The sequence below is a fragment of the Pseudomonas sp. DR48 genome (genome assembly GCF_019823085.1).
Lineage (GTDB): Bacteria > Pseudomonadota > Gammaproteobacteria > Pseudomonadales > Pseudomonadaceae > Aquipseudomonas.
This window is the reverse complement of sequence record NZ_CP081946.1, coordinates 2330702-2353294: the sequence shown is the minus strand read 5'-3', so window position 1 is coordinate 2353294 and position 22593 is coordinate 2330702. Positions and strand designations below refer to the sequence as shown.

The following is a 22593-nucleotide window of genomic DNA, read 5'->3' as shown; positions in this document are numbered from 1 at the left end:
TTCTCCTTAAGATTTACGCGCGACGCGTTCGAGCAATGCCGTCAGCTCATCGAGCTTAGCAGAGAGTGTCTCAACGTCATGTTTAGACGGAATGCCGATACGATTCAAGGCACTTGCGACACGCGAGTCAAAAGCCTTCTCGACCTTGTCGAGTTGAAGTTCCACCTTGCCTTTGAAAGTGCTCACTTCACTCTTGGCTTCATCGATCTCTGAGTTAGCGGCTTCAAGTTTCTCGACCACTACTTTTTTGCCTTTCTTTTCAACGATTTGACCAGCCTTGATCAACTCTTGAAAGTATTCGCTGCCCTCGTGGCCGACCTTGGTGTAGGCACCCAGGCCTGCCAGCCAGATCTTGCGGGCATAGGATTTGACGTCGCTCAGAGCGGTTGTCGAAGCGTCGATTTTTTTCTTCAAAATAACTTTGGCCATGGTGCACCTCACGCGCAGAAGGTTTGAGGAACTGCCCGCGAAAGTGTCGGGCTCAGGCACAAAGTAGGGAGAAAAATTAGAAACGGCACCCTAACAACTGACACAAATCGTGTGATGCCTTATGGAAAAGATCGCAGCCTCGTTTCACTCGACAGCTCCTACAAAGGACGGCGGTGTACACCTGTAGGAGCTGTCGAGTGAAACGAGGCTGCGATCTCTTAAGAATCAGGCCAACGCTTTATCGAGGGCCTTTTCGATTTCCGATTTGATGGTGCCGCTCATGGCCGACATCAACAGACCCAGCTCGACATCAACCTTGATCGAATCCTCACCCACATGCACCGCCCCTTTAACACCGGAACGCTTGAGGTTCAGGGTGTCGCCGGACCACAGCGGTTCCAGGCCATATTGCTCGGACAGTTTCTGCGCCAGCTTCTCGGCCTTCTCGCGGGCAGCTTCCTTACCCAGGCCGTGGGCACGTTCAACACTAATACGGGCCATCAAATAACTCCTGCTTTATGAGTACTTTCCTGAAGCATCTTGACCGTCACTGCGGCAAAACGTCCCCGTGGCAGTCCATCTTACCTGCAGCCTTGCCAAGACAAAGCAGGCCACCGGGATTAGAATGTCCCGCATTCTCTTCTGGTGACAGCGATATGACTGATCAGCGCAAAGGCAGCGATGCCGAACCCACCACTCACTTCGGTTTCAAAAACGTTCCGGAAAGCCAAAAAGCGGAAAAAGTCGCTGAGGTTTTCCACTCGGTAGCCGCCAAATACGACTTGATGAACGACCTCCTGTCGGGCGGCATGCACCGTCTGTGGAAGCGTTTCGCGATCGAACTGTCGGGTGTTCGCACCGGTAATCGGGTGCTGGATATCGCCGGTGGCACGGGCGACCTGACCAAGAAGTTCTCGCACCTCGTTGGCCCGACCGGCCAAGTGGTGTTGGCCGACATCAACGAATCCATGCTCAAGGTCGGTCGCGACCGCCTGCTGGATCTGGGTGTGGCCGGCAACGTCGAATTCGTTCAGGCCGATGCTGAAAAACTGCCGTTCCCGGACAACCATTTCGATTGCGTCACCATTGCCTTTGGCCTGCGTAACGTCACCCACAAGGAAGATGCACTGCGCTCGATGCTGCGCGTGCTGAAACCGGGCGGTCGTCTGCTGGTGCTGGAATTCTCCAAACCGACCAACGCGCTGATGTCCAAAGCCTACGACGCCTACTCGTTCGCCTTCATGCCGCTGATGGGCAAGCTGATCACCAACGACTCGGAAAGCTATCGCTACCTGGCCGAATCGATCCGCATGCACCCGAACCAGGAAACCCTGAAGTCGATGATGGTCGAGGCCGGTTTCGACCGCGTGACCTACCACAACATGACCGCAGGCATCGTCGCCCTGCACCGCGGCATCAAACCCTGATGCTGCTGGCCGGCCTGCTCGCCAGCGTTGAACTCGGTCTGAACCGGGTGCTGCGTCTCGACAGCACGGCGCTGCCGCGACTGGCGCATTTGAGTGGCAGGGTGATTGCCGTCGATTGCCGCAGTCCGGCGCTGCAACTGTTCATCCTGCCCAGCGATGAAGGCTTGATGCTCGCCGCCCACTGGGAAACCGGCGCCGATTGCACCTTGCGTGCACCGGCCTCCAGCCTGTTGAAACTGGCGATGAGCAAGGACAAGACCTCGGTCCTGCACGGCCCTGAAGTCGAACTCGACGGCGACAGCGGCGTGCTGCTGGAACTGGCCGCGATCCTTCAGGACCTTGAACTGGACTGGGAGTACGAACTCTCGCGCTGGCTGGGCCCGGTCGCCACGCAACTGGTTGGCGGTCACCTGCGCAGCCGCGCACGCTGGTATCAGCAAGGGTTCGCCAGCCTCAATCAAAACCTGGGCGAATACCTGGCTGAAGAATCGCGCACTCTCGTCGGCCAGCGCGAAGCCGAAGCCCGTTTCAGTGAACTGGACCAGATCAAACTCGATCTGGAACGTCTCGAGGCGCGTTTCGAGCGCCTTTCCCGATCCCTCGACCCAAGCGATAACGCATGAAGCTGCTTGCCGTCCGCCGTTTGTTGCGCATCCAGCGCGTTGTGATTCGCTACCGCCTCGATGACCTGCTGTTCGCCCTGCCACTGCCCTGGTTTCTGCTGGCGCTGCGCTACGTGTTGCCGTGGCGCTGGTTCCCGCGCAAGACGCTGGACCTGAGCCGTGGCGCACGCTTGCGCCTGGCGCTGCAGGACCTGGGGCCGATTTTCATCAAGTTCGGGCAGATACTTTCAACACGCCGCGACCTGCTGCCGGAAGACATCGCCGATGAGCTGATGAAACTTCAGGACCGCGTGCCGCCGTTCGACTCACAGGTGTCGGTCAACCTGATCGAAGAACAGCTCGGCAAAAAGATCAGCGAAGTGTTCAGCCGATTCGATGTTGAGCCGCTTGCCTCGGCCTCGGTGGCGCAGGTGCATGCCGCGCAGCTGAAAACCGGTGAAGAAGTGGTCGTCAAGGTGATCCGCCCGGGCCTCAAACCGATCATCGCCCAGGACCTCGCGTGGCTGTTCATTCTCGCTCGCGCCGCCGAGAAACTCTCGGCCGACGCGCGTCTGCTGCACCCGGTGGACGTGGTCCAGGACTACGAAAAAACCATCTACGACGAACTCGACCTGCTGCGCGAAGCGGCCAACGCCAGCCAGCTGAAGCGCAACTTCGAAGGCTCGCCGCTGCTTTACGTGCCGCAAGTCTATTGGGACTGGTGCCGGCCGAAAGTGCTGGTGATGGAGCGCATCTACGGGATTCAGGTCACTGACCTCGCGACCCTGGCCGACCAGCGCACCGACATGAAAATGCTCGCAGAACGCGGCGTGGAGATCTTCTTCACCCAGGTTTTCCGCGACAGCTTCTTTCACGCCGACATGCACCCGGGCAACATCTTTGTCAGCACCGTGAACCCGTGGAGCCCGCAGTACATTGCGATCGACTGCGGCATCGTCGGCAGCCTCACCCCGGAAGACCAGGATTACCTGGCGCGCAACCTCTTCGCCTTCTTCAAGCGCGATTACCGTCGTGTGGCGCAATTGCACATCGATTCGGGCTGGGTGCCGGCGGAAACCAAACTCAACGAGTTCGAAGCGGCAATCCGTACCGTGTGCGAGCCGATCTTCGAAAAACCGTTAAAAGATATTTCCTTCGGCCAGGTGCTGATGCGCCTGTTCCAGACGGCTCGACGCTTCAACATGGAAGTGCAGCCGCAGCTCGTTTTGCTGCAAAAAACCCTGTTGAACATCGAAGGCCTGGGCCGTCAGCTGTACCCGGAGTTGGACTTGTGGAACACCGCCCAACCGTTCCTCGAACGCTGGATGCGCGAGCGGGTCAGCCCCAAAGCCTTGCTTGGCAACGTACAGAGCCAGTTCGAGCAGCTCCCGCATTTGGCCAACATGGCCCGCGACCTGCTCGAACGGATGTCCCAGCCTCATGCCTATGACCCGCCGCCACCGTGGCACCGGCGCCGGGATGAATGGTTCCTGCGATTGCTCGGCACCGCCCACCTGGCGGGTGGTGCGATACTCGCCATCGGCGGACCGCTGAACGAACTGGCTTACTGGCCGGCCGGAATCATGATGGCCGTCGGCTTGTATCTGGTCGTTCGCCGATAGCCGTATTGAGCTGCAAGCGATAAGCTTCAAGCTCCAAACGATATTCGCAGCGCTCACTTTTGGTTTATGGCTGTAAATTAGCAACGCTGCACAATATGAAAGCACGATACGGATTAGCTTTTACTTGTGGCTTAAAGCTTGAAGCTTGTCGCTGCCCCTCGGGAATCGAAGATGAAAAACTGGCTGGACGAGATCAAGTGGGATGCCGATGGCCTGGTGCCGGCGATCGCACAGGATCACAAGACCGGGCGCGTCCTGATGATGGCCTGGATGAACCGCGAAGCACTGGAATTGACCGCTGCCGAGAACCGCGCCATTTACTGGTCACGTTCGCGCGGCAAGCTGTGGCGCAAGGGCGAAGAGTCCGGTCATGTGCAGACGCTGCATGAGATGCGTCTGGATTGTGATGCCGACGTGATCATCCTGATGGTCGAGCAGATAGGTGACATCGCCTGCCATACCGGCCGCCAGAGTTGCTTCTACCGTGTCTTCGAGAACGGCGACTGGAAAACCGTCGACCCGGTGCTCAAGGACCCGCACGCCATCTATAGCGCAGGACACACCCATGAGTGACACGCTGACCCGTCTGGCCCAGGTACTGGAAGAGCGCAAAGGCGCCGCCGCCGACAGCTCGTATGTCGCCAGCCTGTACCACAAGGGCTTGAACAAGATTCTGGAAAAAGTCGGCGAAGAGTCGGTCGAAACCATCATTGCCGCCAAGGATGCCGCCATCAGCGGCGACTGCAGCGATGTGATCTACGAGACCGCCGATTTGTGGTTCCACAGCATGGTCATGCTCGCCCAATTGGGGCAGCATCCTCAGGCTGTACTCGATGAACTGGACCGTCGTTTCGGTCTGTCCGGACACGCCGAGAAAGCCTCGCGCCCGTCCGCCTGAACAATTATTAGAGAGGAGCAGCAACATGGGCATTTTTGACTGGAAACACTGGATCGTCATCCTGGTTGTTGTCGTACTGGTGTTCGGCACCAAAAAACTGAAAAACCTCGGCACTGACGTGGGCGAGTCGATCAAGGGCTTCAAGAAAGCCATGAGCGACGAAGACAAGCCGGTTGACCCGACTGTGACCCCGGCCCAACCGGTTCCACCGGTTCAGCCACAGACCACGCAGTCCGTGAACCAGCCGCACACCATCGATGTGCAGGCGCAAAAAGTCGAAGAGCCAATCCGCAAAGACGTGTGAGCACTGACTTATGTTTGGTATCAGCTTCTCTGAACTGCTGCTCGTCGGCCTCGTTGCCCTGCTGGTGCTGGGCCCCGAGCGTCTGCCGGGTGCTGCGCGCACCGCCGGCCTGTGGGTCGGCCGCCTGAAGCGCAGCTTCAACGCGATCAAACAGGAAGTTGAACGTGAAATCGGTGCCGACGAGATCCGTCGCCAACTGCACAATGAGCACATTCTGTCGCTGGAACAGGAGGCGCGGAAGATTTTCACGCCGACCCAGCAGGAAGCCACACCGGTCCAGCCGGTTGAGCCCGTGGCAGAGCAGACGATTCAGGCTCCAGCCGCTGCACCTGTTGCAGTGGCCGCCGAACCTGCGCCCGTTGTTGCAGCAACACCGGTTGAACCCGTTACGCCTGCGGCTGCGCCTGTTGCGCCGGCCCCTCATGACCCAACACTGCCGCCGCGAGCCCCATGAGCGATCTCCCTGAAAACGACCAGCACATGCCGCTGGTTTCGCACCTCACCGAGTTGCGTACCCGTCTGCTGCGCTGCGTAGCGGCGATTTTCATCATCTTCGCCGGGCTGTTTGCGTTTACCCAGCAGATCTACACCTTCGTCTCCACGCCACTGCGGGCGTACCTGCCGGCCGGCGCGACGATGATCGCCACCGACGTGTCGTCGCCGTTCCTGACGCCACTGAAGCTGACGATGATGGTCTCGCTGTTCCTGGCGATCCCGGTGATCCTGCATCAGATCTGGGGCTTCATCGCGCCGGGCCTGTACAAGCATGAGAAGCGCATTGCGGTGCCATTGCTGATGTCCAGCATTGTGCTGTTCTACACCGGCATGGCGTTCGCCTATTACCTGGTGTTCCCGCTGATCTTCAAATTCTTCGCCGCCGCCACTCCGGCCGGCGTGGAAATGATGACCGACATCACCAGCTACCTCGATTTCGTCATGACGCTGTTCTTCGCCTTCGGCGTAGCGTTCGAGATCCCGGTGGCCGTGGTCTTGTTGGTATGGATCGGCGTGGTCGACGTCAAATACCTGAAAAAAATCCGCCCATATGTGGTCATCGGCTGCTTCGTGGTCGGCATGATCCTGACGCCGCCGGACATCTTCTCGCAAACCTTGCTGGCGGTGCCGATGTGGCTGCTGTTTGAAATCGGCGTGCTGTTCGGCGGCTTGATCAGCAAACGCGGCGAGCATCCGGACGACCAGCCGGCGGACGATCACAACGACCAGCCGCCAGCGACCCAGCCGTGAACCTGCTGCTCCTCGAAGAGGCCGACTTCATTGCGGCCGACCGGGCGATCCTGCGTGATCGCCGGTTGACGCACATGCAGGAAGTCCATCGCTGCGCCGTCGGCGACAGCATGCGGGTCGGGCGTATCGGCGGGTTGATGGGCTCCGCCGAAGTGCTGCGCCTGGAGGCCGATGAAGCCGAACTGCGCGTCACCCTCGACCAGCCCCCACCGGCCAAGCTGCCGCTGACACTGGTGTTGGCCCTGCCAAGGCCCAAAATGCTGCGCAGGGTGTTTCAGACCGTAGCGGCCATGGGTGTGCCACGAATCATCCTGGTGAACAGCTATCGCGTCGAGAAGAGCTTCTGGCAAACGCCGTTCCTTGAACCCGAGGCGATTCGCGAACAATTGATCCTCGGCCTCGAACAGGCCCGGGACAGCGTATTGCCGGACATCGTTATCGAGAAGCGCTTCAAGCCGTTCGTCGAAGATCGCCTGCCCGCCATCAGCGAGGGCACCCTCGGCCTCGTTGGCCATCCCGGTCACTACCCGCCCTGCCCCCGCGGCCTGGACGAACCGGTGACCCTGGCGATCGGCCCCGAAGGCGGCTGGATCCCCTACGAAATCGACCTGCTCGGCAAGGCCGGCCTGCAACCGGTGCAACTCGGCGACCGCATCCTGCGGGTCGAAACCGCCGTGACCGCCCTCCTCTCACGCTTGTTCTGAATTCCCCCCCGGACGCTTCAGTTCTAGCGCGCCCTGCCGACACAGTGTCGTAACAACAAGAATCTGCGGCCAAGCCCGGCTTTCGTCTGTTCGCGATGGAGTGCTTCACATGTCTCGATGGTTAACCCAGAGAATGGGAAACGTGAGCGTCAGTCTAAAGCTTGGTATGGGATTCGGTCTGGTATTGCTACTGACCCTGCTGATTGCGACCACTGGCTGGATGGGTCTGAGCACCTTGATCGAGCGCGGCGAAAAGTTTGCGGCTATATCGCAGTTAAGTGAGTTGAGTAAAGACCTGCGTATCGCCCGCTTGAGTTTTGAACTGCAGAAAGGTCTTGAAGGCTCCGCTGAAATCGCTCGCATACGGGACAAGCTTGAACAGAGCGCGCAAGAACTTCGCCAGCTTCTGCAAGACCCGAAAGCCCGCGCCATGCTTGATGAAGAGTCTGTCTTGCTACGCGACTACAAAAACGACCTCAACAGCCTGATCGTGGCGATACAGAACCGCGAAACCAGCCGTAGCAACCTTGGCACCAACGCAGACCGCGCCGTCTTGCTGATTGGCGAGCTTGAAAAAACGCTATTGCAGAGCGAAAACATCGCGCAGTACAACAGCGTTATCGAACTGAGCAAACTCATTCAGCAAGCACGCTTCCAGGTTCGTGGCTACACCTACAGCGGCAAGACCGAAGCGGAACAACCAGCCCTGGATGCCATCGATCAGGCCCTGGCCAGCATCTCCAGCTTATCGGGCAAACTGCCGGAGCAATACGGCGCCAACCTGCAACAGGCTGGCGAAGCAATGAAAGCCTATCGTAGCGCCGTCGGCCAATACCACGACGCGCAGCTCAGCAGTACGCAAGCCTTCAAACAGATGGGTGAGAAGGTCATGCGTGTGTTCGAATTGAATACACAAATGAACGCAATACAAACCAGCAAACGCGACAACGAAGCCCAGCAGGCCAAGACCATGCTGAGCATCGCCGTCGCGCTTGCGCTGCTGCTCGGAGTTCTCGCCGCTTGGAGCATTACCCGGCAGATCGTCACTCCGCTGCAGCAGACCCTCCAAGTGGTCGAACGCGTGGCATCCGGCGATCTCAGCCAGAACCTCGACGTCCAGCGTCGCGACGAACTTGGCCAACTGCAACGCGCCATACAACGCATGACCGTCAGCCTGCGGGAGCTGATCGGTGGCATCAGTAACGGCGTCACGCAAATCGCCAATGCTGCCGAAGAGCTGTCGGCAGTCACTGAGCAGACCCGCGCCGGGGTCGACAGCCAAAAAGTCGAGACCGACCAAGTGGCCACCGCCATGAACGAAATGACCGCCACCGTGCAGGAAGTCGCGCGTAACGCTGAAGAAGCGTCCGAAGCCGCCGTCGCCGCCGACCAGCAGGCCCGCGAAGGTGACAAAGTGGTCGGCGAAGCCATCGCCCAGATCGAACGTCTGGCCAAAGAAGTCGGTAACTCCACCGAAGCCATGAGCCATCTCAAGCGCGAAAGCGACAAGATCGGCAGCGTGCTCGATGTAATCAAATCCGTGGCTCAGCAAACCAATCTGTTGGCGCTCAACGCAGCGATTGAGGCCGCCCGTGCCGGTGAGGCCGGACGTGGTTTTGCGGTGGTCGCCGATGAAGTCCGCAGCCTGGCCCAGCGCACCCAGAAGTCCACTGAAGAAATCGAAGAACTGATCGGCGGCCTGCAAAACGGTACCCAGCAAGTCGCCACTATCATGGACAACAGCCGCACCTTGACCGAAAGCAGCGTTGAACTGACCCGCCGCGCCGGAGGTTCGTTGACCAACATCACCCGTACCGTCTCAGCGATTCAGGCGATGAACCAACAAATCGCAGCAGCAGCGGAGCAGCAAAGCGCCGTGGCCGAAGAGATCAACCGCAGCGTGCTTAACGTGCGCGACGTGTCCGAGCAGACCTCGGCAGCCACTAAAGAAACCGCGGCGTCCAGCATTGAGCTGGCACGGTTGGGGACGCATCTGCAGATGCTGGTGGGCAGGTTCAAGGTTTGAGGTGATGCGAAGGCCTCGGTTCACTTTGGGACGAGGTGATGCCATCGCGAGCAAGCCCGCTCCCACAGGGTTCGGCGGTGTAACGCAAGTAGCGCAAACAACGAAATTACTGTGGGAGCGGGCTTGCCCGCGATGGCGGCCGTAAGGTCGCCGAAGTCAGAGAACCTGGCGCAAGAAGGCCTGCGCCCGTGGGTCTTTCGGCGCATCGAAGAACTCGGCCGGCGAAGCATCTTCCAGCAATTTACCGTGATCGAAAAATAACACCCGATCCGCTACTTCCCGCGCAAAACCCATTTCGTGGGTGACGCAGACCATGGTCATGCCTTCCACGGCCAGGGTTTTCATGACGTCCAGCACTTCGCCGACCATCTCCGGGTCGAGTGCCGAGGTCGGTTCATCGAACAGCATCACCTTGGGCTCCATGGCCAACGCACGAGCAATGGCCACACGCTGCTGCTGGCCGCCGGACAGGCGCGATGGAAACTCGTGGGCCTTCTGCGCAATACCGACCTTTTCCAGCAGCACCATGGCCTTGGCCTCGCGCTCTTTCTTGCCGCGCTTGCGCACGACTTTCTGGGCCAGGCAGAGGTTTTCCAGCACGGTCATGTGCGGGAACAGGTTGAAGTGCTGGAACACCATGCCGACTTCGCGGCGATAGGCGTTCACATCGGTTTTCGGATCGGCCAGTTGCAGCCCGTCGATGCTCACCGAGCCCGAGTCGAATGCTTCCAGGCCGTTGAGGCAGCGCAGGAACGTCGACTTGCCGGAACCCGAAGGGCCGATGACCACCAGCACTTCGCCCTTGGCCACCTGCGTGGTGACGTTATCCACCGCGCGAACCACCTGCCCACGGGTGTCGAAGACTTTTACCAGATTGCGGACTTCAATCACTTTGCGCGAGCCTCCGCTCAAGACGGCTGGCGATTTTCGACAGCGGCAGGTTGATCAACAGGTACAGCCCGGCCACGCAGAACAGTATTTCGAAGGGCGAGAACGAGGTGGTGATGACTTCGCGACCGCTTTTGAGCAGCTCGGTAATCGCGATCACCGACACCAGCGAGGTGTCCTTGACCAGGCTGATGAACTGCCCGGCCAACGGCGGCAGCACGCGCTTCAACGCCTGCGGCAGCACTACGTGGCGCATCGACTGGCCAGCGCTCAAACCCAGGGAACGCGCGGCTTCGTTCTGGCCACGGGCGATGGACTGCACGCCGGAACGGATGATCTCCGCCACATAGGCGCCGGTGAACAACGACAGCGCGGCGATCCCGGCGAACTCCCGGGACAGGTTCATCACCGTGCCGATGAAGAAGTAGAAAATGAAGATCTGCACCAGCAACGGCGTACCGCGCACCAGCTCAACGTAGATCGTCGAGAGATCGCGCAACGTCGGGTTATTCGACAGACGACACAGCCCCGTGGCGAGACCGATCAACAGCCCCAGCACGCCGGACACCACCGACAACCACAAGGTGGTCCACAGACCCCACATCAGCGGCCCTGCAGCCCAGTGACGGGTGACACCGATCACATCGCCTTCGGCAACGTCATCGCCTTGGGCAACTTGAAGACTGTTGTCGTCGACGGTCAGGTGCTGTTCATCGCCCGCGTCATTGCGCAGGGTGACTTCGGCTTTATCGCCCTTGCGCACCAGTTCGCTGACGGTAGAGATGTCGGCGGCGCGCTGGGACTCTTCGGCGTGGTAGGCGAAGTATTGCGGCACGCGGTTCCAGCGCCATTCGTAGGACATCAGCGAGGTGGCGTAATACAACGCGCCGGCCAGGCCGATCAGCACCAGCACGGTTAATACGTGCCACGGCCATTGGGCTTTTTTCTGTTTCATTTGCTTTGAAGCTTCCGAATTCTGTGTCGCCAGTGAGGGCCTCATCGCGAGCAAGCTCGCTCCCACAGGGTCTGTGCCGGACACTACAAATGTGTTCACACTGATCAACTGTGGGAGCGAGCTTGCTCGCGATTGCAGCGACGCGGTGTTACTGACACCGCGCCGTCAAAGGCGTTATTCCATGTCCTTGAGCCAAGCGGTGTCTTTGAACCACTTGTCATGGATTCGATCGTAGGTGCCGTCTTCGTGGATCTGGTGCAGGAAGTTGTTGATGAAGTTGATGCTGTCAAAGTCACCCTTCTTCAGACCGAAGGCCAGCGGCTCATAGGTGAACGGCTTGTCGAGGAACACCAGTTTGCCGGCACCGACCTTGTTCACCGCCACTACGTTGTACGGTGCGTCGTAGATGAACGCGTCCGCCTTGCCGTTGACTACATCGAGCACGGCTTCCTGTTCGTTGTCGTAGCCGTGGTACTTGGCTTTGGCGATCAGTTTTTTCGCGACCATCTCACCAGTGGTGCCCAGCTTGGAGGTGATGCGATAGTCAGCGGTATTCAGGTCTTTATAGGACTTGATGGTGCCTTCCAGCTCCTTGCGGATCAGCAGGGTCTGGCCAACCACAATGAAGGGTTCGCTGAAATTCAGGCGCAGGTTGCGTTCCTGAGTCAGGGTCATGCCGCTGCCGATCATGTCGAACTTGTCGGTCAACAGGGCCGGGATGATGCCGTCGTAGCCGGTGGACACCAGCTCCAGCTTGACGCCCATGGCCTTCGACAAGGCTTTGAGGATGTCGACTTCGAAACCGATGATCTCGCCGCGCTTGTTGGTCATTTCGAACGGCATGTAGGTCGGGTCCATGCCGACTTTCAGCGTGCCGCGCTTGACCGCGTCATCGATGGCACCGGCCTGCGCCGCGCCCGCTGCAACCAATGCCGTGACGCCGACCAGCAGCATCGACAGATACTTCTTCATCATCAAGTCCCCAAAACCATTGCGTTGTGAGGCGCGCAAACGGCGGTTTTTCTTTAGAAAACCAGCAGATACGAACAGAAAACTGTCCGGGCGCACCAATTCGGGGACGGATGCTAACCCACTCGGCCATTTGCACAAGGGGTTGGAAACGATCAGGCAAAAAAAAGCCCCGCTTTCGCGGGGCTTGTCATCAGGCCATCTGAGGTTGTGCGCTCAGTGGCTTGAGTGGCAGCAGCGGCGCATGGGGATCGGCTTTCACCGATTTGCGCCAGGCTCCCAGCCACTCAGGGTTACCTTCGTCCCAGACCTGTTCGTGCAAGCGAGCCAATGCCACCGGATCGCTCAGCAAGTACACACGCTCATTGTTGGTCAGCCCGTCAGGACCGACTTTCAATGCATGGCGAACCCGTTCGTTGCGCAGCCATTCGATCGGCTCGGCATGAGCATGACGCGAAGTCGCCAGCGAACACGCCAAGGCGTTCTGCTGTGGATCGACCACCGCGCGCACGAAGCCGTCATTCAGAGCATGCCAACGATTTTCGTGAGTGTACTGATCCGTCGCCAGCAACGCCTGCGGCGGATTGTATTCCTCAGGGATCAGGAACAGGCTCGCGTCGCGAGACTTGAGGCCCAGACCGACACGGCTGGAGATCACGGACACCGGGATCGACAGCATCAACGAACCGACGATCGGCACCAGCCACCACAGGAAACTCGGGTTCAGCCAGACCACCAGCAGCGCCCAGAAGAAACCCAGCAGGGTTTGCGGACCGTGGCGTTTGACCGCCTCGCTCCATGGCGTGGAGTCGTCGTCACGTTGCGGCGAGTTCCAGGTCGCAGCCCAGCCGAGGAACGCGGCGAGCACGAAACGGGTGTGGAAGATCATCCGCACCGGCGCCAGCAGCATGGAGAACAGCATCTCCAGCAGCATCGAGAAGGTCACCTTGAACTTGCCACCGAACTCTTTCGCGCCCTTGGCCCAGATCAGGATGATGCTCAACAGTTTCGGCAGGAACAGCAGCACGATGGTCGTCGAGAACAGCGCCACGGCCTTGTCCGGGTGCCATTGTGGCCACAGCGGATACAGCTGACGCGGCTCCATGAAGTACTGCGGCTCCATCAGCGTGTTGACCGCCAGCAGCGCCGTCGACAGCACGAGGAAGAAGAACCACAGCGGCGCCGACAGGTAAGACATCACGCCGGTCAGGAACACCGCACGGTGTACCGGGTGCATGCCCTTCACAAGGAACAGGCGGAAGTTCATCAGGTTACCGTGGCACCAGCGACGGTCACGCTTGAGTTCGTCCAGCAGGTTCGGTGGCAGCTCTTCGTAGCTGCCCGGCAAGTCGTAGGCGATCCACACGCCCCAGCCGGCACGGCGCATCAGCGCTGCTTCAACGAAGTCGTGAGACAGGATTGCACCGGCAAAAGCACCTTTACCGGGCAACGGCGCCAAAGCGCAATGCTCGATGAATGGCTTCATGCGGATGATCGCGTTGTGGCCCCAGTAGTGGGATTCACCCAACTGCCAGAAGTGCAGACCGGCGGTAAACAGCGGACCGTATACACGAGTCGCAAACTGCTGCATGCGCGCATAAAGGGTGTCCATGCCCGACGCACGTGGCGCGGTCTGGATAATGCCCGCATCCGGGGTCGCTTCCATCAAGCGCACCAGACTGGTCAGGCATTCACCGCTCATTACCGAGTCGGCGTCGAGCACAACCATGTACTTGTAGTCACCGCCCCAACGACGGCAGAAGTCGTCGAGGTTGCCGCTTTTACGTTTCACACGACGGCGACGACGGCGATAGAAGATCTTGCCGAAGCCCTTGGCTTCACGGCAGACGTCCAGCCAGGCTTGCTGCTCGGCAACGCAGATGTCGGCTTCATTACTGTCGCTGAGGACGAAGAAGTCGAAGCGATCCAGGTCACCCGTGGCCGCCACCGACTCGAAGGTCGCCCGCAAACCGGCAAACACCCGTGGCACGTCCTCGTTGCAGATCGGCATCACCAGTGCGGTGCGCGCATCCTTGGCAATCGGCTCGTTGCCGGCACTTTTACCGGAGATGCGGTATTTATCGTGACCGGTGAGCAACTCGAGGAAGCCCATCAATGCGGTCCAGAAACCGGCCGAAACCCAGCAGAACAGAATCCCGAACAGAATCAGGATGCTGGTTTGCAGCGCATACGGCAGTACTTGAGTAGCCGTTTGCAGCAGCGGTTGATGCAGCACTTCGTTCAGGTCGACGAACGACCAGCCCTGGTACGGCATGATGCCTTTCATGTACCAGCCGGCAACGATCGTCTGGCCCAGCATCAGCACCAGCAAAATGTAACGGCGGATCGAACCGACGGTGCGCCAGCGAGCCGCCGGCAACACGCGTTCATCCTTCGGCGGAGCCGGCGGATTGGTGCGACCGGTCAGACGACGCCAGCCACGCACCAGAATATTGGTACGCCACGGCTCCGGCACGACTTTGGTCCGACGGATCGGTGGTGTCGCTTTGAGTACGACACGACCGCTCGCGTCGACCCCCAGCATTTCCGCCTCTTCCAGCTCTTCAGCAGAATTCAGGAGCAGGCGCTTGCCCACCGAGGCTTGTGCAGCCTCGGTCGGCGCGTCGAACGTCGAAGATGACAGACGCTGGTGCAACTCGCTGAAGGACTTGCAGCCCGCGAGTTCCGCGCGCTGCTGGTCGGTCATCGGTAAATGCGCCAGATACTCGGCAAGAGTCTCTGGCTGTACTTGAGAATTACTCATCGGCAGGCAACTGGTAGCTCCAGGTCTCGGTCAGGACTTCTTCAGTCGATGCCGATTCCGGTGTGGCTGGGGCCGCGTCCGCAGCGACAGGCTGCTTGGCGTCTTTGTTGTCCTTGTTCTTGGCATCCGCAACTGGCTTGGCATCGGCCTGTTTGGCGTCAGCTTGCTTGGCGTCCTTGGCTTCCTTGTCCATCTTCTCTTGTTGCTTGGCGGCGACCTTGTCGGCCTTGGCAACAGAAGAATTGGAGGCTGGCAGCGATGTCTTGGCGAGGTCGGCAGGCACGATGTTTTCGACCAGTGCAGCACGCATCTCGGTAGGCTTGCCCGGATCCTTGATCTTCATCCGCAGAGTCAGGCGCCAGCCCTTGGTTTCCGGGTTGTAACGCACGCTGTTCTCGACCAGCTCGGCATTATCGCCAACGCTGACCTGACTGCGAACGTCCGCTGTTTCCGGCAGGGCCGCGAGGGACGGACCTTCAAAGTCCACCAGATAAGCCACGGTGCCGTCCGGCTGACGGATCAGGTTGGACTGTTTCACGTCACCTGTAGAGCGCAGGGTCTGTTGAACCCAGGCACTGTCCGGTGCATGAAGCGCGGCTTCGTCGATAGTCCAGTGCAAGCGATAAGCGACGTCCAGCGGCTGGCCAGGCTCCGGCAGTTTTTCCGGACTCCAGAAAGCAACGATATTGTCGTTGGTTTCGTCGGCAGTCGGAATCTCAACCAGATCAACGGAGCCCTTGCCCCAATCGCCTTTCGGTTCGATCCAGGCGCTTGGGCGCTTGTCGTAGCGGTCGTCGAGGTCTTCATAGTGGCTGAAGTCGCGGCCACGTTGCAGCAAACCGAAACCGCGCGGGTTCTCGATCGAGAAGTTGCTCACGGCCAGGTGTTTTGGGTTGTTCAACGGGCGCCAGATCCACTCGCCGTTGCCGGCATGGATCGACAGACCGCTGGAGTCGTGCAGTTCGCGACGGTAGTTCAGCACTTTCGATGGCTGGTTGGCGCCGAACAGGAACATGCTGGTCAGCGGCGCAACGCCAAGCTTGGTGACCTTGTCACGCAGGAACATCTGGGCCTTGACGTCGACAATGGTGTCGCTGCCCGGACGCAGGGTCAGGCGATAGGCACCCGTGGCACGTGGCGAATCCAGCAGCGCGAAGATGACCAGATGCTTGTCACCCGGCTTTGGCTGTTGAATCCAGAACTCGGTGAAACGCGGGAATTCTTCGCCGGACGGCAATGCGGTATCGATGGCCATGCCGCGAGCGGACAAGCCATAGGTGTGGCCCTTGCCGACAACGCGGAAGTAGCTCGCGCCCAGCATGGTCATGATTTCGTCTTGCTTGTCGGCCTTGTTGATCGGGTAAAGCACACGGAAACCGGCATAACCCAGTTGCTCGGTGGCTTTAGGATCGAACTTGACATCGCCGAAATCGAAACGACTTGGGTCGTATTTGATCTCTTCGACGGTGTTAGCCGTGATTTCGTTGATTTTCACCGGCGTGTCGAAATGCATGCCCTGGTGATAGAACGAAAGCTTGAACGGGGTTTTCTGGTCGGCCCACTCGGCTTTTTCGGTGCGGAAACGAATCTTTTGGTAATCCGCGAATTTCATCTCACGAAATTCGTTCGGCAGGTTACTGCGCGGGGCTTCGTATTTTTGCCCGGCCATCTCTTTTGCCTTGGCCGACACATCATCCAGATTGAACGCCCAAAGCTGGCCGGCGCTGAGCAGGCAAAAGAATGCCGAACCCGCTACAAGAGCGCTTCGCAACCGTTTGGCAGACAATTTTGGTGCATTACAGGGACTAACAATCACGAGCAACCCTCGCCGAAAACAGATCAAAAAACCAACGGCCAGTTAAAGGGCCTGTGAGGAATCCGGCATGAAAAAACCGACCCTACAGACCACTCTTGCCAAGTTGGCGAGCATTGTTCCGACTCCTATGGGGCTAAATGATTCCCCAACAGGTCCCGGACAAGTCTCTACCTAAGTCAAAATGGACCAACGAACGCCGATCCCCGTAGCGCGCGATTATCTAGTAGGCCGCGTTACAACGCATCAGGGCGAACAAAGTATTTATCGCGAAAAGCCCCTGTTTTCAGTCGAAAAGCCCTTAAAAAGGAGTTTCAAGGGCTTTCAGGTCTGTAACAGGAATGTCACCGGGCCATCGTTGACCAGATGCACTTGCATATCCGCGCCGAATCTACCTGATGCCACAGTGCCATGCACCTGTTTCGCTTTGCTTAATAGATAGTCGAAAAGCTCCTCGCCCAGGGCCGGAGGGGCCGCGGTCGAAAAACTCGGGCGCAACCCGCTTTTGGTGTCGGCGGCCAGAGTGAACTGCGAGACCAGCAGCAACCCGCCACCCACCTCCGCCAGGGACAGGTTCATCTTGCCCTCGGCGTCACTGAACACTCGATAGTTAAGCAGCTTATGCAGAAGTTTGTCGGCGCTGACACGAGTATCTTCCGGCTCGACAGCCACCAGCACCAGCAATCCCTGATCGACCGCACCGACCACCTCCCCCGCTACCTCGACTCGCGCGCCACGCACGCGTTGCAGCAGGCCCTTCATGCTTCTTCAGGTGGCAGGTCGAGCAGGCGACGAGCCATCTGGCCGGCGGCGCGTACCAGCGCATCGGTGATGCCCGGTTCGGAAGCGGCGTGGCCGGCGTCGCGGATCACCTGCAGTTCGCTGTTCGGCCAGTTCTGATGCAGTTCCCAAGCGTTGTCCAGCGGGCAGATCACGTCATAACGACCGTGGACGATCACACCCGGCAAATGCGCGATTTTGCCCATGTCGCGAATCAACTGGTTGGGTTCAAGGAACGCGTTGTTGGTGAAGTAGTGGCATTCGATGCGGGCGATGGACAAGGCGCGCTGAGGTTCGGAGAAGCGATCGACCACCAGCGGGTTCGGACGCAGGGTCGCGGTGCGGCCTTCCCAGGTCGACCAGGCCTTGGCGGCATGCATCTGCGCGATCTGATCGTTGCCGATCAGGCGTTTGTGGAAAGCGCTGAGCAAATCGTCGCGCTCGTCCAGTGGAATCGGTGCGACATAGTCCTGCCAGTAATCGGGGAACAGACGGCTGGCGCCACACTGGTAGAACCATTCGATTTCCTGCGGGCGGCAAAGAAAAATCCCGCGCAGGATCAGGCCGTGCACGCGCTCCGGGTGGGTTTGCGCATAGGCCAGGGCCAGTGTCGAGCCCCAGGAACCGCCAAACAGCACCCATTTTTCGATGCCCAGGTGTTTGCGGATCCGCTCAAGGTCGGCGACCAGATCCCAGGTGGTGTTGTTTTCGAGGCTGGCGTGGGGCGTGGAGCGACCGCAACCGCGCTGGTCGAATGTCACGATGCGATACAGGTTCGGATCGAAGTACCGGCGGCTCTGGGCATCACACCCGGCGCCCGGGCCGCCATGGATGAACACCACGGGCAAACCTTCCGGTGAACCGCTTTCGTCGACATACAGGGTATGGGTTTCATCGACAGCCAGATCGTGCCGGGCGTGGGGTTTGATCTGCGGGTACAAAGTCTGCATTGCGCGCTCCGTAAGGGGTCGAGGTCATCCCTGGGGGGACTTCTATTATTCTGCCGTCCGGCATCATAAACCCGAATTACGTCAATGAGCATGCCCTTGCTGAGTCAGAGTTTTGCCGCCAGAAATCCGAGCAGGGTTTCATAGAGCGCATCGACCTCGGCGACCTGGCCGCGCCCCCGCAAACAGCCGTGAACCAGCCCCTCGCCGTAATACAGCGTAGCGGCGACGCCCGCCGCATTCAGTCGCTCGGCGTAGCAGACACCGTCGTCACGCAGCGGGTCGAATTGCGCCACGGCGATCAGCGCCGGAGGTAAGCCAGCCAAATCCCCGGCGAGCAACGGCATCGCATAAGCGCTCGGCTTTCGCGAGCCGCGCAAGTACAGGGCGTGATAGCAATCCACGTCGCTGCTGCTGAGCAAGGGGGCGTCAATGCATTCACTGCGCGACGGCAACTGATGATCGCCCCCCAGCCCCGGGTAGATCAGGACTTGCGCCGCCGGCAATGGCTCGTTCGCATCCCGCAGCGCCAGGCAAAGTGCGGCGGCAAGGTTGCCGCCAGCGCTGTCCCCGGCTACCAGCGTTCGCGCGGGATCAAGCCGGAACGGGCCGCTTCGCAGCGCACGCCAGACACCCAGGCAATCGTTGAAGCCGGCCGGATACGGATGCTCCGGCGCCAAACGGTAATCGACAGCAACCACCAACACGCCAAGCGTGGACGCCAGTTCGCTGCAGATGAAGTCGTGGGAGTCCAGATCCCCCACCACCCAGCCGCCACCGTGCAGATACACAATGCACGGGCAACCGCCGGCAGGTGATGTCACTGACGGTTGATAGGACCGCACCGGCACGCCGGCCAATTCGAAATCGACCACATAAAGCCCGGCGGGACGTGGCGGGGTGAACGCCCGACACATCTCGCTGTAGGCCTGACGCAAACCGGGAAGGCTGGCGTCAGTGCTGTTGAAGCTGACGGTCTTCTCGACGAACGCCGTCATCTGCGCGGATAAAGGATAAGCCGTCATCAGGGTTTCAAACTGGCCTGAACGGTGGCGACGCCGTCCTTGCCATCGAGGCTGGTGACGCCTGACAGCCAGCGCGAAAGATCTTCCGGATGATCACGCAGCCACTGTTTGGCAACATCCTGAGGCGTCTTGCGCTCCATGATCGGCACCATCAACTGGCTTTCCTGGGCGGCGGTGAAGGTCAGGTTTTCCAGCAGTCGATACACGTTAGGGCAGCGCTGGGCATAGTCCGGTGCGGTTACGGTGGAGACGGTCGCAGCGCCTTCATTCGGGCCATAGACGTCTTCGCTGCCGGTCAGGTAAGTGATCTTCATGTTGATGTTCATCGGGTGCGGAGTCCAACCGACGAACACCACGAATTCCTTGCGGTTGACCGCCCGTTGCACGGCGGCAAGCATGCCCGCCTCACCGGACTCGATCAGTTTGAAATCCTTCAAGCCGAAGTGATTGGTCTCGATCATGGTCTTGATCGTGGTGTTGGCGCCGCTGCCCGGTTCGATGCCGTAGATCTTGCCGCCCAGCTTGTCTTTGAATTTGGCGATGTCAGCAAAGGTTCTCAGCCCCGCCGCCGCGACGTAGTCGGGCACAGCGAGGGTTGCCTGGGCGTCGGCCAGGCTCGGCTTGTCCATGACCTTCAACTGATTGGCGGCCACGAACGGGGCGATATTTTTGTCCATCGCCGGCTTCCAGTAGCCCAGAAAGATATCCAGGCGCTTGTCGCGGATGCCGGCGAAGATGATTTGCTGCACAGCACTGGTCTGTTTGCTTTCGTAGCCCAGCCCGTTCAACAGCACATCGGCCATGCCACTGGTGGCGATGACGTCGGTCCAGTTGACCACGCCCATGCGCACAGCCTTGCAGGAGGCGTCGTCGCTGGCCAGGACGCTGGTGCTCAGGAGAGCGGTGCCGCAGAGGATTGAGAGACAGCGGGTGAACAGTCTTTTCATCGGTAGGATCTCGTGCGGCAGATTATTGTGAGGTCGGTGTCTTCATGCACCGTGCCCCGAACATTACGCAGCGTCGAGAGGAGAAAAGCGAACTGTAGCGACCGAGATTTGCACAGTGGCGACTGTTCCATGTGGGAGCGAGCCTGCTCGCGATAGCGGTGGGTCAGACAACACTTGCGTCGACTGACACCCCGCCATCGCGAGCAGGCTCGCTCCCACAGGGGTTATGCGTTGTAGTGCTTCTGGCCCCAGGCCAACAGGCCTTGCAGCAATTCCTTGAGCACCACTTGCGTCGGCTCGGCCAGGTCCGGGCGATAACGGAACGGCTCGAACTCCTCCATGTACGTGCACTGGCCCAGTTCCAGCTGCACCGCATGGATGTTTTCAGCCGGGTTGCCGTAATGACGGGTGATGTGGCCGCCCTTGAAGCGACCATTGAGCACGTGGCTGTAATCGGTGTGCCTGGCGCAAATCGCTTCCAGTTGAGTGGCCAGCTGTGGATCGCAACTGGCGCCGTTGAAGGTGCCCAGGTTGAAGTCCGGCAGCTTGCCGTCGAACAGGTGCGGGATGATCGAACGGATTGAGTGCGCATCGAACAGCAATGCGTAACCGAATTCGGCTTTCAGTCGCGCCAACTCGTTCTGCAGTGTGCTGTGATACGGCGTCCAGACCTGCTCCAGATAGGTCGCACGCTCAGCCGCCGACGGCTCCATGCCCTCGCGGAACAACGGAATGCCGTCGAACAGCGTTGCCGGGTACAGGCCGGTCGTCGCGCCAACATACAAAGGCTTGTCGTCGGACGGCCGGTTCAGGTCGATGACAAACCGCGAGTATTCGGCAGCCAGGGTGCTGGCGCCGAGCTCGGCGGCGAATTCATAAAGCCGCGGGATGTGCCAGTCAGTGTCCGGCAGGCTTTTCGCGTCGGGGATCAACCCGGCTTCGACCGCCGGAGTCAGGCGCAGCCCCGCATGCGGCATGCTGATCAGCAGCGGCACGCGGCCTTGTTTGAAATTCAGAACCTTATCCACAACTGTTCTCCTAAACGCTCGTTTCGACGCCGTGACGCACGACGCGTTTTTCCAGGTCGCCGCCCAGCCAGTACGACAGGTCGGCGGGACGATCTATTTGCCAGGCGACGAAATCCGCGACCTTGCCGACTTCCAGCGAACCGTGAGTGTCGGCCATGCCCAGCGCGGTGGCGGCATGAATGGTTGCGCCGGCCAATGCTTCTTCCGGGGTCATGCGGAAACAGGTGCACGCCATGTTGAGCATCAAGCGCAACGACAGCGCCGGCGAAGTGCCGGGGTTGAGGTCGCTGGCGATGGCGATTTTCACGCCGTGCTTGCGCAGGGCCTCCATCGGCGGCAATTGCGTTTCTCGCAGGAAATAGAACGCACCGGGCAGCAACACCGCAACGGTGCCGGACTTGGCCATGGCGATGGCGTCGTCTTCGGTCATGAACTCCAGGTGATCGGCCGACAAGGCGTGATAACGCGCCGCCAGACTCGAACCATGCAGCGAGGACAACTGCTCGGCATGCAACTTCACTGGCAAACCGAGTTCCTGCGCGGTGATAAACAGCCGCTCGACCTGCGCTGGCGAAAACGCCAGGTATTCACAGAACGCGTCCACAGCGTCCACCAAACCCTCGGCAGCAAGGGCCGGGAGCATTTCAGCGCAGATGTGTTCGATGTAGTCGTCGGCGCGATCCGCATATTCCGGCGGCAAGGCGTGAGCAGCCAGGCAGGTGCTGCGCACGCTGACCGGCAGCTCGGCGCCGAGACGACGCGCGACCCGCAGCATTTTGCGTTCGTTGGTCAGGTCCAGGCCGTAGCCTGACTTGATTTCGACCGTGGTAACACCGTCGCGCATCAGGCTTTTCAGGCGCTTGGCGGCGCTGGCGAACAGTTCGTCTTCCGTGGCAGCACGAGTGGCGCGCACGGTGCTGGCAATGCCACCACCAGCCGCGGCGATTTCCGCGTAGCTGACGCCTTGCAGGCGCTGTTCGAATTCACCGCTGCGGTTACCGCCGAACACCGTGTGGGTGTGGCAGTCGATCAGGCCCGGGGTGACCCAGGCCCCTTTCAAATCGTTGACGGCCGGGTATTCGCCCGCCGGCAATTTATCGCGCGGGCCGACCCACTCAATGTGCGCACCGGACGTCACGATGGCCGCGTCTTCGATGATCGAGTAGACGCCTTGCGCCATGGTTGCGACGTGGCAGTGTTGCCAGAGAGTTTTCATCCCG

The 22593-nt window shown here is 59.8% G+C and carries 22 protein-coding genes and 2 pseudogenes; 11 read left to right on the top strand and 13 right to left on the bottom strand.

Translation table 11 applies throughout. The annotated features are described in order from the left end of the window. Positions 1-6: 6 nt before the first annotated feature. Complete coding sequence (locus K5K95_RS10775; RefSeq protein ID WP_222589419.1) at positions 7-429, bottom strand: phasin family protein; 423 nt, start codon at positions 427-429, stop codon at positions 7-9. Positions 430-654: 225 nt separating this feature from the next. After that, positions 655-930, bottom strand: a complete 276-nt coding sequence (locus K5K95_RS10770) for a polyhydroxyalkanoic acid system family protein (RefSeq protein ID WP_222589418.1) — start codon at positions 928-930, stop codon at positions 655-657. A gap of 155 nt (positions 931-1085) precedes the next feature. Between K5K95_RS10770 and ubiE the strand changes: the two genes are divergently transcribed. The 11 genes and pseudogenes from ubiE to K5K95_RS33550 all read left to right on the top strand — a co-directional run. After that, positions 1086-1856, top strand: coding sequence for a bifunctional demethylmenaquinone methyltransferase/2-methoxy-6-polyprenyl-1,4-benzoquinol methylase UbiE (gene ubiE, locus K5K95_RS10765; protein ID WP_007948968.1), 771 nt, complete (start codon positions 1086-1088; stop codon positions 1854-1856). After that, positions 1856-2479, top strand: coding sequence for an SCP2 domain-containing protein (locus K5K95_RS10760; protein WP_222589417.1), 624 nt, complete (start codon positions 1856-1858; stop codon positions 2477-2479). Before ubiE ends, K5K95_RS10760 begins: the two co-directional genes overlap by 1 nt. Beyond that, a complete protein-coding gene (gene ubiB, locus K5K95_RS10755) occupies positions 2476-4080 on the top strand; it encodes a ubiquinone biosynthesis regulatory protein kinase UbiB (protein WP_222589416.1) in 1605 nt (534 codons plus the stop codon). Before K5K95_RS10760 ends, ubiB begins: the two co-directional genes overlap by 4 nt. 171 nt (positions 4081-4251) lie before the next feature. Further along, the gene (gene hisI / locus K5K95_RS10750) at positions 4252-4653 is read left to right on the top strand and encodes a phosphoribosyl-AMP cyclohydrolase (RefSeq protein WP_007899278.1); all 402 of its coding nucleotides are present in this window, start codon (positions 4252-4254) and stop codon (positions 4651-4653) included. Beyond that, entirely contained in the window at positions 4646-4978 is a 333-nt protein-coding gene (locus tag K5K95_RS10745) for a phosphoribosyl-ATP diphosphatase (protein WP_007899279.1), read from the top strand. The genes hisI and K5K95_RS10745 overlap by 8 nt, the downstream gene beginning before the upstream one ends. A gap of 25 nt (positions 4979-5003) precedes the next feature. Further along, the gene (locus K5K95_RS10740; protein WP_084322538.1) at positions 5004-5282 is read left to right on the top strand and encodes a twin-arginine translocase TatA/TatE family subunit; all 279 of its coding nucleotides are present in this window, start codon (positions 5004-5006) and stop codon (positions 5280-5282) included. Between the two features lie 10 nt (positions 5283-5292). Beyond that, the gene (gene tatB / locus K5K95_RS10735; RefSeq protein ID WP_222589415.1) at positions 5293-5736 is read left to right on the top strand and encodes a Sec-independent protein translocase protein TatB; all 444 of its coding nucleotides are present in this window, start codon (positions 5293-5295) and stop codon (positions 5734-5736) included. After that, on the top strand, positions 5733-6527 hold the full coding sequence (gene tatC, locus K5K95_RS10730; protein ID WP_090176639.1) for a twin-arginine translocase subunit TatC: 795 nt from the start codon (positions 5733-5735) through the stop codon (positions 6525-6527). The genes tatB and tatC overlap by 4 nt, the downstream gene beginning before the upstream one ends. Then, positions 6524-7231, top strand: a complete 708-nt coding sequence (locus tag K5K95_RS10725; RefSeq protein ID WP_222589414.1) for a 16S rRNA (uracil(1498)-N(3))-methyltransferase — start codon at positions 6524-6526, stop codon at positions 7229-7231. The genes tatC and K5K95_RS10725 overlap by 4 nt, the downstream gene beginning before the upstream one ends. Positions 7232-7340: 109 nt before the next feature. Beyond that, a pseudogene (locus K5K95_RS33555) lies at positions 7341-8135 on the top strand (methyl-accepting chemotaxis protein); the annotation flags it as partial. Positions 8136-8159: 24 nt separating this feature from the next. Next, a pseudogene (locus K5K95_RS33550) lies at positions 8160-9257 on the top strand (methyl-accepting chemotaxis protein); the annotation flags it as partial. A 156-nt stretch (positions 9258-9413) separates the two neighbouring features. Here the strand turns inward: K5K95_RS33550 and K5K95_RS10715 are convergent. The 11 genes from K5K95_RS10715 to hutI all read right to left on the bottom strand — a co-directional run bounded on the left by K5K95_RS10715 (position 9414) and on the right by hutI (position 22589). Continuing rightward, positions 9414-10148 carry an amino acid ABC transporter ATP-binding protein gene (locus K5K95_RS10715; RefSeq protein WP_208670455.1) on the bottom strand — a complete coding sequence of 245 codons (735 nt, stop codon included), beginning with the start codon at positions 10146-10148 and terminating at the stop codon, positions 9414-9416. After that, entirely contained in the window at positions 10141-11100 is a 960-nt protein-coding gene (locus K5K95_RS10710; RefSeq protein WP_222589412.1) for an amino acid ABC transporter permease, read from the bottom strand. Before K5K95_RS10710 ends, K5K95_RS10715 begins: the two co-directional genes overlap by 8 nt. A gap of 174 nt (positions 11101-11274) precedes the next feature. Further along, positions 11275-12072: a transporter substrate-binding domain-containing protein gene (locus K5K95_RS10705; protein ID WP_222590325.1), complete on the bottom strand. Its 798-nt coding sequence runs from the start codon at positions 12070-12072 to the stop codon at positions 11275-11277. A 190-nt stretch (positions 12073-12262) separates the two neighbouring features. Beyond that, the gene (mdoH, locus tag K5K95_RS10700) at positions 12263-14833 is read right to left on the bottom strand and encodes a glucans biosynthesis glucosyltransferase MdoH (RefSeq protein WP_222589411.1); all 2571 of its coding nucleotides are present in this window, start codon (positions 14831-14833) and stop codon (positions 12263-12265) included. Next, a complete protein-coding gene (locus K5K95_RS10695; RefSeq protein ID WP_222589410.1) occupies positions 14826-16649 on the bottom strand; it encodes a glucan biosynthesis protein in 1824 nt (607 codons plus the stop codon). Before K5K95_RS10695 ends, mdoH begins: the two co-directional genes overlap by 8 nt. A gap of 321 nt (positions 16650-16970) precedes the next feature. Continuing rightward, positions 16971-17408, bottom strand: coding sequence for a D-aminoacyl-tRNA deacylase (dtd, locus tag K5K95_RS10690; protein ID WP_090176657.1), 438 nt, complete (start codon positions 17406-17408; stop codon positions 16971-16973). Then, positions 17405-18376: a prolyl aminopeptidase gene (gene pip / locus K5K95_RS10685; RefSeq protein WP_208670458.1), complete on the bottom strand. Its 972-nt coding sequence runs from the start codon at positions 18374-18376 to the stop codon at positions 17405-17407. Before pip ends, dtd begins: the two co-directional genes overlap by 4 nt. A 104-nt stretch (positions 18377-18480) precedes the next feature. Beyond that, the gene (locus K5K95_RS10680; RefSeq protein WP_222589409.1) at positions 18481-19398 is read right to left on the bottom strand and encodes an alpha/beta hydrolase; all 918 of its coding nucleotides are present in this window, start codon (positions 19396-19398) and stop codon (positions 18481-18483) included. Then, positions 19398-20345 carry a choline ABC transporter substrate-binding protein gene (locus tag K5K95_RS10675; protein WP_222589408.1) on the bottom strand — a complete coding sequence of 316 codons (948 nt, stop codon included), beginning with the start codon at positions 20343-20345 and terminating at the stop codon, positions 19398-19400. The genes K5K95_RS10680 and K5K95_RS10675 overlap by 1 nt, the downstream gene beginning before the upstream one ends. 224 nt (positions 20346-20569) lie before the next feature. Further along, a complete protein-coding gene (hutG, locus tag K5K95_RS10670) occupies positions 20570-21373 on the bottom strand; it encodes an N-formylglutamate deformylase (RefSeq protein WP_222589407.1) in 804 nt (267 codons plus the stop codon). Positions 21374-21383: 10 nt separating this feature from the next. Further along, positions 21384-22589 (bottom strand): imidazolonepropionase, encoded by a 1206-nt coding sequence (gene hutI / locus K5K95_RS10665; RefSeq protein WP_222589406.1) that lies wholly within the window; start codon positions 22587-22589, stop codon positions 21384-21386. Positions 22590-22593 lie beyond the last annotated feature (4 nt).